8 protein-coding genes are annotated in these 9,233 nt (G+C 49.6%); 3 read left to right on the top strand and 5 right to left on the bottom strand.

The features are described 5' to 3' along the window. Both PX484_RS12855 and PX484_RS12850 read left to right on the top strand, forming a co-directional pair. A partial coding sequence (locus PX484_RS12855) for a Uma2 family endonuclease (protein ID WP_288104137.1) occupies nt 1-367 on the top strand: 367 nt, incomplete at its 5' end. Between the two features lie 24 nt (nt 368-391). Continuing rightward, nucleotides 392-1,120, top strand: coding sequence for a carbonic anhydrase (locus tag PX484_RS12850; RefSeq protein ID WP_288104135.1), 729 nt, complete (start codon nt 392-394; stop codon nt 1,118-1,120). 26 nt (nt 1,121-1,146) lie between these two features. Here the strand turns inward: PX484_RS12850 and PX484_RS12845 are convergent, their stop codons facing one another. The 5 genes from PX484_RS12845 to rimP all read right to left on the bottom strand — a co-directional run bounded on the left by PX484_RS12845 (nt 1,147) and on the right by rimP (nt 7,159). Next, a complete protein-coding gene (locus tag PX484_RS12845) occupies nt 1,147-1,716 on the bottom strand; it encodes a low-complexity tail membrane protein (RefSeq protein WP_287664765.1) in 570 nt (189 codons plus the stop codon). Between the two features lie 202 nt (nt 1,717-1,918). Next, a complete protein-coding gene (gene infB / locus PX484_RS12840; RefSeq protein ID WP_288104133.1) occupies nt 1,919-4,978 on the bottom strand; it encodes a translation initiation factor IF-2 in 3,060 nt (1,019 codons plus the stop codon). A gap of 110 nt (nt 4,979-5,088) precedes the next feature. Then, complete coding sequence (locus PX484_RS12835) at nt 5,089-5,370, bottom strand: YlxR family protein (protein ID WP_150976468.1); 282 nt, start codon at nt 5,368-5,370, stop codon at nt 5,089-5,091. Beyond that, complete coding sequence (gene nusA, locus PX484_RS12830) at nt 5,367-6,563, bottom strand: transcription termination factor NusA (RefSeq protein WP_287766030.1); 1,197 nt, start codon at nt 6,561-6,563, stop codon at nt 5,367-5,369. The genes PX484_RS12835 and nusA overlap by 4 nt, the downstream gene beginning before the upstream one ends. Before the next feature lie 125 nt (nt 6,564-6,688). Then, a complete protein-coding gene (gene rimP, locus PX484_RS12825) occupies nt 6,689-7,159 on the bottom strand; it encodes a ribosome maturation factor RimP (protein WP_002801172.1) in 471 nt (156 codons plus the stop codon). Nucleotides 7,160-7,373: 214 nt separating this feature from the next. Between rimP and ftsH the strand changes: the two genes are divergently transcribed. Beyond that, a partial coding sequence (gene ftsH, locus PX484_RS12820) for an ATP-dependent zinc metalloprotease FtsH (protein WP_288104130.1) occupies nt 7,374-9,233 on the top strand: 1,860 nt, incomplete at its 3' end.

The following is a 9,233-nucleotide window of genomic DNA, read 5'->3' as shown; positions in this document are numbered from 1 at the left end:
TGACCGAGAGGAGAAAAAACAAATTTATCAAGATATATTTCGCACTCCCGATTATTTTTGGTTTGACCCAGAAAGCCTAGAATTTGAAGGATTTACTCTAATTAGCGGTCAATATCAACCGATTACCCCCAATGCTCAGGGACGGCTCTGGAGTCAACAATTAGGCTTATATTTGGGTTTAGCTGCCAATAAATTGCGCTATTTTACCCCCGAAGGGGAATTAGTACCCACTCCCGCAGAAGCGGCACAACAGGCAGAAAATCGGGCTGTAGAAGCAGAAAATCAAGTCCAACAGGAAAGGCAGAAATCCGCAAAATTAGCGGCTAAACTGCGGGAATTGGGCATAAATCCCCAAGAAAATTTCTAATTAGGGTTTGCTAAATTTAATCCCATGTATAGACGAGAATTACTGCAATTTATAGGCTCTCAGGCTCTTATTGGGGCTATTAATCCAGAATTTACTTGGAATTATCAAAATATTGACCATTGGGGCGAATTATCAAGGAATTATCGCCTCTGCACTACGGGAAAGCAACAAACACCGATCGATCTGAGTATAGTGTCTGAAAAAGAGCTATACCACCCCACCTTTAATTATCTTCCTGTACCCCTAAAAATTCGCCATAACGGTCGTACAATCTTAGTTCAGACCGAAAAAGGTGGAAACATGAGTTTTCACGGCGAAAAATGGGATTTATTGCAGTTTCATTTTCATCACCCCAGCGAACATCAGATTAAAGGTCAGTCTTTCCCTCTAGAAATTCATTTAGTGCATCGAAATGGGAAGGGAAATTTAGCAGTTTTGGGCATTTTAGCCGAAATCGGCGCTTTTAATCCCTATTTACAAACCATTTGGGATTATTTGCCCCAAGAACCTTCTCCTGAAATGATTATCCCCGATACTTGGGTCAATGCCGGGCTTTTACTGCCAGAAAATAGCGATTTTTATGAATATCGGGGGTCTTTGTCCACTCCTCCCTGTAGCGAGGATGTTCTCTGGTTAGTCTGGCAAAATGCGATCAAAATTTCTCCCCAACAACTGCAACAATTGGCCGCGATTTTTCCCCGTAATGCCAGGAATATTCAACCCTTAAACGGGCGATCAATCCTGCATTCCTAGCCGAAATTGTCGGCATTTTGGCTAATTTAGATAATTTTATTAACTTTTAGACCAACAATGGTAAATAACTCAGGAATGCGCTCAATAACTAAAGCTTCGGTGGCTGTCCAGTCACTTTCCTTAGTGGCTAAAACCCCCAGAACACTCAGAGGAACCTGTAGAAATAGGTGACTTAAGAGGAGAGCGATCGCAGCGATGACTAAACCTAAAAGCCGCCATTGGGGGAGATAGGCGGCCACGGCAGCCGCTAGAGGGGCAAAATTATAGATGGGCCAAGCGATGAGAATTAAGAGGACGACTCCCAAAAGAGTAAGAAGACGATGGCGAGGACGTTTAAAAAGAGAGAGAATTTTTAACTGTTCGGGGGTGAGTTGACTCGGTTTTAGAGCAACCAACAAAAGACTAAAGATATCAAAAGGTTTTGTCCACTGCATCCAAAAAACGGGGACGATGGCGATCGCTCCCAGAAATAGCCATTCTAGCCAAAGAAAAGGCAAGGGATCGCCCACAGCTAAACCAATCCAAGCGATTTGTAAAAAGATTGGCAAAGCCGCTAACCCTGCCAGATGAATCCACAAAAAAGGTTCTGATTTCATAGAGGGAAATGAGAATTATAAATTATAAATTATGAATTATGAAGTGGGGAGATGGGGGAGTGGGGGAATTATGAATTATGAATTATGAATTATGAAGTGGGGAGATGGGGGAGTGGGGGAGTGGGGGAATTATGACTGATAACTGATAACTGATAACTGATAACTGATAACTGATAACTGACTCCCGACGGTTCAAGTGTAATTAACTGGATAAAGTGCGGCGTTTCATGACCATTTCGTAGGCCTCGATAATGTCGCCTTCTTTCCAGTCATTGAATTTAGAAACACCGACACCGCACTCGAAACCGGTGGCCACTTCCCGGGCATCTTCCTTCATCCGTTTGAGGGAATCGAGAACTCCCTGATAAACAATTTCCTTGCCGCGACGCACGCGCAGGAAGCGATTCCGCACCAGTTTACCTGATTGGACATAACAGCCCGCCACAGCCCCACGACCGACGGTGAAGACGGCGCGCACTTCGGCAAAACCGAGGTGTTCTTCCACTTCTTCGGGGTCAAGAAGACCTTCCATCGCCCCTTGAATATCATCGAGAAGCTTGTAGATGATATTGTAATCGCGGATATCGACCCCTTCCCGATCAGCGGATGCGCGCGCACCACTGGCCAGGGTGGTATTAAAGCCCACCACCACCGCACCACTAGCGGCGGCCAGATCCACATCGGTTTCGGTGATTTCCCCCGGAGAGGCGAGGAGAACCCGAATCTGCACTTCGTTTTGGGGTAACTGTTTGAGCGCACCGAGGATGGCCTCGACGGAACCTTGCACATCTGCCTTGAGGATGAGATTAAGTTCCTTGAGTTGTCCTTCTTGAGCTTGGATAGAGAGGGTGCTAAGGCTAACGCGACGGGAGGAGAGGGCCTGTTGTAAACGGGTGTTGCGTTGTTCGATCGCCCGTTGATCAGCGATTGATCGGGCCTCTTTCTCACTTTCATAGACATCGAACTCATCGCCAGCGGCCGGCACATCACTGAGACCGAGGATTTCCACGGCAAAGGAGGGGGTGGCTGCTTCGACTTTTTGACCGCGATCATCGATCATGGCCCGAATTTTGCCGAAAACGGAACCGGCGACGATGCTATCACCGACGCGGAGAGTACCATTCTGGACGAGCAGGGTAGCCACGGGGCCTTTGGTGCGGTCGAGGTTAGCTTCGATGACGGTTCCCTTGGCCAAGCGATCGGGGTTAGCGACCAATTCCTCCACTTCTGCCACCAAGAGAATCATTTCCAGCAGATTATCGAGATTTTCACCCCGCAGGGCGCTAACGGGAACCATGATCGTCTCACCGCCCCAATCTTCGGCCACCAGTCCCTGTTCGGTCAATTCCTGTTTAATCCGGTCGGGGTTAGCCGAGGGTTTATCGACTTTGTTAATCGCCACCACGATGGGGACTTCCGCGGCCCTGGCGTGACTAATTGCCTCTTTCGTTTGGGGTTGTACGCCATCATCGGCGGCTACCACCAGCACCGCTATATCGGTGACTCTCGCCCCACGGGCCCGCATGGCGGTAAAAGCTTCGTGGCCGGGGGTATCTAAGAAGACAATCTGTTCCGGTTTGCCGTTATGTTCCACATCGACGTGGTAAGCACCGATGTGCTGGGTGATGCCGCCGGCTTCCCCCTGGGCGACTTTGGTTTTGCGGATCGAGTCGAGGAGGGTGGTTTTACCGTGGTCAACGTGACCCATAATGGTGACGACGGGGGGACGACGCTGGAGACTTTCCCAGTCGGAGACATCGATCATTTCCGTGGTTTTGATCGCCGCCGACTGGGTGCTGGGGGTTTCCACGGCGATCTCGAAGTCCCTGGCGATCATTTCGATCGTGTCCACGTCGAGAGTTTGGGTGATATTAACCGCCATCCCTTTAAAAAATAGGGTTCTGATGATCTCGGTTTCGGGGACTTTCATCAATTCCGAGAGGTCGCGCACGGTGAGACTGCCGGTGACGACGATGCTTTCCGGGCGTTTTTCCTCTTGAGGTTCTTGGCGCTCGCTTTTCGGACTGCCGGTGTGGGCGGTTGGTTTACTAGGCCGCTTAACTTTGACTGCTGTTGGGCCGCCGGGGGTGGTTGCTTTAGCGCTGGGCGGTTTGGGGGGACGAGCGGTGGAAAGGGTAAAACTGGGGGTATTGATTAACCCGGATAGTTCCGATTCTAGATCATCGTCATCTTCAAAGAGAGCCTGGGTGCGGCGTTTGTTTTTGCCGGCAGTTTTGGCGGTTTTGGCCGCTTTTTTCTCTTCTTCTTCTTCTTCTTCCCAGGTAGATTTTTTGGCCATGCGAGGGGGCATGGTCGGTCGTTTGAGTTTTTTGGGCCCGTCTGCTCCCAGCAATCCGGTATCCGTATCGATTTCTGTGCCATCAACACCAGATTTCTTGGTGGTATCGGTTTCTTCCTCGCCGGTAGCCGAGATTTTGGCGGGCAAACCGGGGCGAACTGGGCGCTTCAATTCCACCGTCTCCCGCACTTCTCTGGCTGGTTCCCCCAGTTTCGGGCTTTTTCCGTCGGTTTTGCGGTTGAGGGTCGGTTTTTCGGGTTTAGCCAAGCCAGCCCTGCGCTCAGGACTAGGGGCGTTTTCGCTCTCGCCGCGCTCGCGTTTTTCCCCCCGGGGCCTGTCGTTACTGCCAGGGGCATTTTTAGATCGGGGTTCTGGACGGCCCGAGGTGGTTTCAGGGCGCGGTTTCGGGGTGAGGGAGGGTCGATTAGGTGGGGCGATTAAGGTGGAGGCTGCTTCCTGGACTAGCGGGGTTTCGGTCGGGGTTCCTTTAACACTGGGGAGCTGAGATAGCATCTCTGCATCGGTGGGGGTAGCCGCGTTCTTCTCCTCCGTGGCGGGAGTTTTTTCGGCCGCACCGTCCCGCCCTGGGGGAGCGACGAGGGGTTTAACCGGGGGACGGGGGGGACTGATTAAAGTCGGTTTGGCTGAGGAACCAGCCTGACCGAGATGGCTGAGCCCCTCTTCGCCGGTTTCGGGGCGGTTATGTTTATGCAGGGCTAAAATCTTTTGTTTTTTTTCTTCGGCAGGACTAGCCGATTCTCGCTGACCCGTGCTATTTTTACTGGTACTCGAAATAACTCCCTTTGCCGCAATCGCTTTGATGCGTTGGGCATCCTCTTCGCTGATCGTGCTACTGTGGCTCTTGTACTCGATGTTCAACTGGTCACAGATATCCAAAATGTCTTTGTTGTCTAGATTCAATTCTTTTGATAAATCGTAAATTCTGACTTTCGCGTTACTCATCCATTATCCCCCGGCTAAAGTGTTAGTGATCCTATAAGTTGGCTGATTTTTTGATCCTGTCAGGACTGCCCCTTTCCATGCTAACGATTTTGTGGCTATGATCGTCAATTTTAATCCTGATTTGGACGACCTTGCTTGGCAGTCCCGAGGCGCTCTTGCAAGGATTCATAGAGCGTTTCGGGAATGTTGGCTTTTAGGGCGCGTCCGAGACGATTTTTTTGCCTGGCTAATTGCAGGCAGTTAGGTTGCGGACAGATATAGGCAGCTCTTCCCATTCCTTGATCTAATTGTATCTGTCCGGACGGGTGTAGTCGGACAATTCGCCAAAAGGATTCTTTCGGAGCGAAGAGACGACAGCTAATACAGCGTCGATAATTGAGGAAGGGGTTCATTCTTGGTCTAAATCCTGCGCTTCTGAGTCGTTTTCATCGGTTTTTAATTCCTGTTCGCCTTTATAGAGGGCGATATCCTTAATATCGATTTTCCAGCCCGTCAGACGGGCGGCTAAACGCACGTTCTGCCCTTCTTTGCCAATCGCTAAACTTAATTGATCCTGTGCCACCAGTACCAGTGCTTGTCTTTCTTCGGCATTAGTGAACAAAACTTGGTCGATACGGGCGGGACTAAGGGCATTGGCGATGTAGGTGGCGGGATCTGGAGACCAGCGAATTACGTCGATTTTTTCCCCCCGCAATTCGTTCACCACAGCTTGAATCCGCGAACCTCTGGCCCCAATACAGGCCCCAACCGGATCCACGTCTCTTTCTAGGGTATCGACGGCGATTTTTGTCCGCGAACCAACGTGACGGGAGGGGGGATTGGCTTCCCGGGCGACGGCGACAATACGCACGATTTCCTCCTCGATTTCGGGAACTTCGTTGGCGAACAGATATACTACCAAACCCGCCGCCGCTCTGGAAACGATTAATTGCGGGCCCCGGTGAGAACCTTCTAAGACTTTTTTGAGCAGCACTTTAAAGGTGGCGTTAGCGCGATAGTTGTCGTTGGGTAGCTGTTCCCGTTTGGGTAGTTCTGCTTCCACTTCCGGTTGACCATAGGTGCTTTGTACCATGACAATAGCGGCCTGTCTTTCAAAACGGACGACCCGGGCCTGTAAAACGGTTCCTTCTAGATCTTGGAACTCCTCTTGAATCATTTTGCGTTGGTTATCCCGCAGTTTTTGCAGTAAAACCTGTTTAGTTTGAATCGCCGCCATGCGACCAAATTCTCTTTGGTCGGGGGTGACATCCAGAACTACTTCATCCCCTAATTGGGCCTCGTCGGCCACTTCTTGCACTTCTTTAAGACCGATGTGATGGTCGGGATTGGTCACTTCTTCCACAATAGTTTTAGTCGAAAGGATGCGAAACCCTTCTTCTTCTACGTCTAATTCCACATCAAAGTTATTGAAATAATCTTCATGAAATTGAGCGGCTTTTTCTAAACTTTGGGCGCGTCGATAACGTTCATACCCCTTGAGCAGTGCTTCACGCAAGGCTTCTTGTACGGCATTTTTGGGCAGATTATGTCGTTGGCTAATTTCTTCGAGCATTATTTTTAAACCGGGCAAATTAACAGTAGCCATAATTATTTTTCTCCTTACTTTTGAGTTATTAGTTAGAACTTGGAATAGGCAATAAGGAACAGGCAATGGGCAATAGAGAGAATAAATAAAAGCAGTCTCCTGGCGACCGTCTCCTGTCCTTTTTTTTACTTTTGATCCCGCCGCTCATCTAAACGGACGCTGATGACGGTAGTGCGATCGATGCTCAGGGATCGACCTTTTTGGTTAAGATAAATAGATTGCTCATCTCTACCTTGCAGTTTTCCGCGCCATTCTTTCGGTTTTCCCTGGCTATCCTGGCCGGTAACGATGACGGGAAAGCCTTTAAAAGACTGAAATTCGCGCTCACTGCTCAGTTGTCGAGAAATGCCGGGGCTAGATATTTCTAAAACGTAGGCCTCCGGTAAGATTTCTTGACTGTCGAGGGCGGTTTCTAAGGCCCGACTCATCTGCTCACAGTCCTCTAAACCGGTATCTCCCGCAAGATTGCGAATATCGACGCGCAGGACGGGAGGCCTTTTATTGGTTTGGAAAACGATATCGACCACTTCTAGCCCCAAGTTTTCAGCGATAGGGGTGGCAAGGTGCAGCAGGTCGGCAATGAGCGGATGGGTCATGATTTAGACAACAAAAAAAGCGGGCGAAACCCACTTCCCTAAACTTTTAGTGATTGGGATAGGCAGTTGTTAGACCACCTAGCTGAATACAATATAGCAAAAAACCGTCATCACTATTTGCCCCCAGGGTCGTGCCTGGGGGCAAACAGAACAGTGGTCACGATCGAGTCGATCTGTCACAATGAATACAGGGTAACTAGATATAGAGTCAATTATGGATCAAAAATCTCCACTCACCGTAGTTAGAGCCAAGTCAGCTAAGAATCGTGGTCATCGGCCAGTATGGAAAGGGATTGTCACCACTTGGATGATTCTGCAAACCTTTGGCCATGTCACTGCTGCTTGGAGTCAAAAAAACCCAAATACCCTCACCTACGGTGAATTGTTAGAGAAGATCGACCAAGGAAAGGTAAAAAAGGTGGAAATCAATCCTTCTTTGCAGCAGGCAGCAGTTACCCTCGTCGGTCAAACGGATAAAGACCCCCCGAAAGAAGTCAATTTATTTGACCAAAATCCCGAATTAATCAAGAAACTCGATGCTGAAAAAATTGAGTACGGTATTCTCCCTAGCACTGACAATTCGGCCCTGATCAATGTTCTCACTAACCTGTTAGTGATTATTATCGTCTTGGGATTATTGGTGTTTATTATCCGTCGTTCTGCCAATGCTTCCGGTCAAGCGATGAACTTCGGTAAATCAAGGGCGCGGTTTCAGATGGAGGCGAAAACCGGCATAGAATTTAATGATGTGGCGGGGGTGGATGAGGCCAAGGAAGATTTACAGGAAGTGGTGACATTCCTCAAACAACCGGAAAAATTTACGGCTATTGGCGCAAAAATCCCCAAAGGAGTCCTGTTAATCGGGCCTCCGGGGACGGGGAAAACTTTACTGGCTAAAGCGATCGCGGGAGAGGCGGGAGTGCCTTTTTTCAGCATCTCCGGGTCGGAATTCGTGGAGATGTTTGTCGGGGTTGGTGCGTCGCGAGTGCGAGATCTATTCCGAAAAGCCCAGGAAAATGCCCCTTGTTTGGTTTTTATCGATGAAATTGATGCCGTTGGTCGTCAAAGAGGGGTCGGTTATGGGGGAGGTAATGATGAACGGGAACAAACCCTGAACCAATTATTGACGGAAATGGATGGTTTTGAAGGAAATACCGGCATTATCGTCATTGCCGCCACCAACCGCCCCGATGTTTTGGATTCGGCCCTGCTGCGTCCGGGTCGTTTTGATCGACAGGTGGTGGTGGATTATCCAGATTTTAAGGGACGTTTGGGCATTTTAGAGGTCCATTCTCGCGATAAAAAGGTGGCTGCTGATGTGGCTCTGGAGGCGATCGCCAGGCGCACCCCCGGTTTTACTGGGGCAGATTTGGCTAATATGCTCAACGAAGCGGCGATTTTTACCGCTAGAAGACGGAAAGAGGCGATTACCATGGCGGAAGTCAACGATGCGATCGATCGGATTGTGGCCGGTATGGAAGGGCGCGCTTTAGTGGATAGTAAAGCCAAGCGTTTGATCGCCTATCATGAAGTCGGCCACGCGATTGTCGCTAGTCTCTGTCCCGGCCACGATCAGGTGGAAAAAGTCACTCTGATTCCCCGGGGTCAAGCGCAGGGGTTAACTTGGTTCACTCCCGATGAAGAACAGGGTTTAACCAGTCGTTCCCAGTTATTAGCCCGAATTGCGGGATTATTAGGGGGACGAGTGGCGGAGGAATGTGTCTTCGGTGAGGATGAAGTGACCACCGGGGCCGGTAATGATATTGAAAAAATTACCTATCTGGCCCGACAGATGGTAACGCGTCTGGGAATGTCGGAATTGGGATTGATTGCTCTAGAGGAGGAGGGCAATTCCTATCTCGGTGGTGCTGGTGCTGGTTATCATGCCGACCATTCTTTCGCGATGAGGGCGAAAATTGATGCACAAGTACGAGAACTTGTCAAGCAATGCCACGATTTAGCAACAAAACTTATCCTTGACAATCGTGTGGCGATCGATCGCTTGGTGGATATACTGATTGAACAGGAAACCATTGACGGCGACGAATTCCGGCGTTTATTGACGGAATTTCAG

Source organism: Microcystis sp. M49636_WE2 (assembly GCF_030065375.1).
GTDB lineage: Bacteria > Cyanobacteriota > Cyanobacteriia > Cyanobacteriales > Microcystaceae > Microcystis > Microcystis aeruginosa_C.
The sequence above is the reverse complement of the archived record's forward strand: the minus strand, read 5'-3'. Positions and strand labels throughout refer to the sequence as shown.

What these genes read in the sequence shown, in the direction of transcription:
- rimP (WP_002801172.1), bottom strand. Translation starts at nt 7,159, where the DNA reads ATGACCCATCCGCTCATTGCCGACCTGCTGCACCTTGCCACCCCTATC.
- PX484_RS12850 (WP_288104135.1), top strand. Translation starts at nt 392, where the DNA reads ATGTATAGACGAGAATTACTGCAATTTATAGGCTCTCAGGCTCTTATT.
- PX484_RS12845 (WP_287664765.1), bottom strand. Translation starts at nt 1,716, where the DNA reads ATGAAATCAGAACCTTTTTTGTGGATTCATCTGGCAGGGTTAGCGGCT.
- infB (WP_288104133.1), bottom strand. Translation starts at nt 4,978, where the DNA reads ATGAGTAACGCGAAAGTCAGAATTTACGATTTATCAAAAGAATTGAAT.
- PX484_RS12835 (WP_150976468.1), bottom strand. Translation starts at nt 5,370, where the DNA reads ATGAACCCCTTCCTCAATTATCGACGCTGTATTAGCTGTCGTCTCTTC.
- nusA (WP_287766030.1), bottom strand. Translation starts at nt 6,563, where the DNA reads ATGGCTACTGTTAATTTGCCCGGTTTAAAAATAATGCTCGAAGAAATT.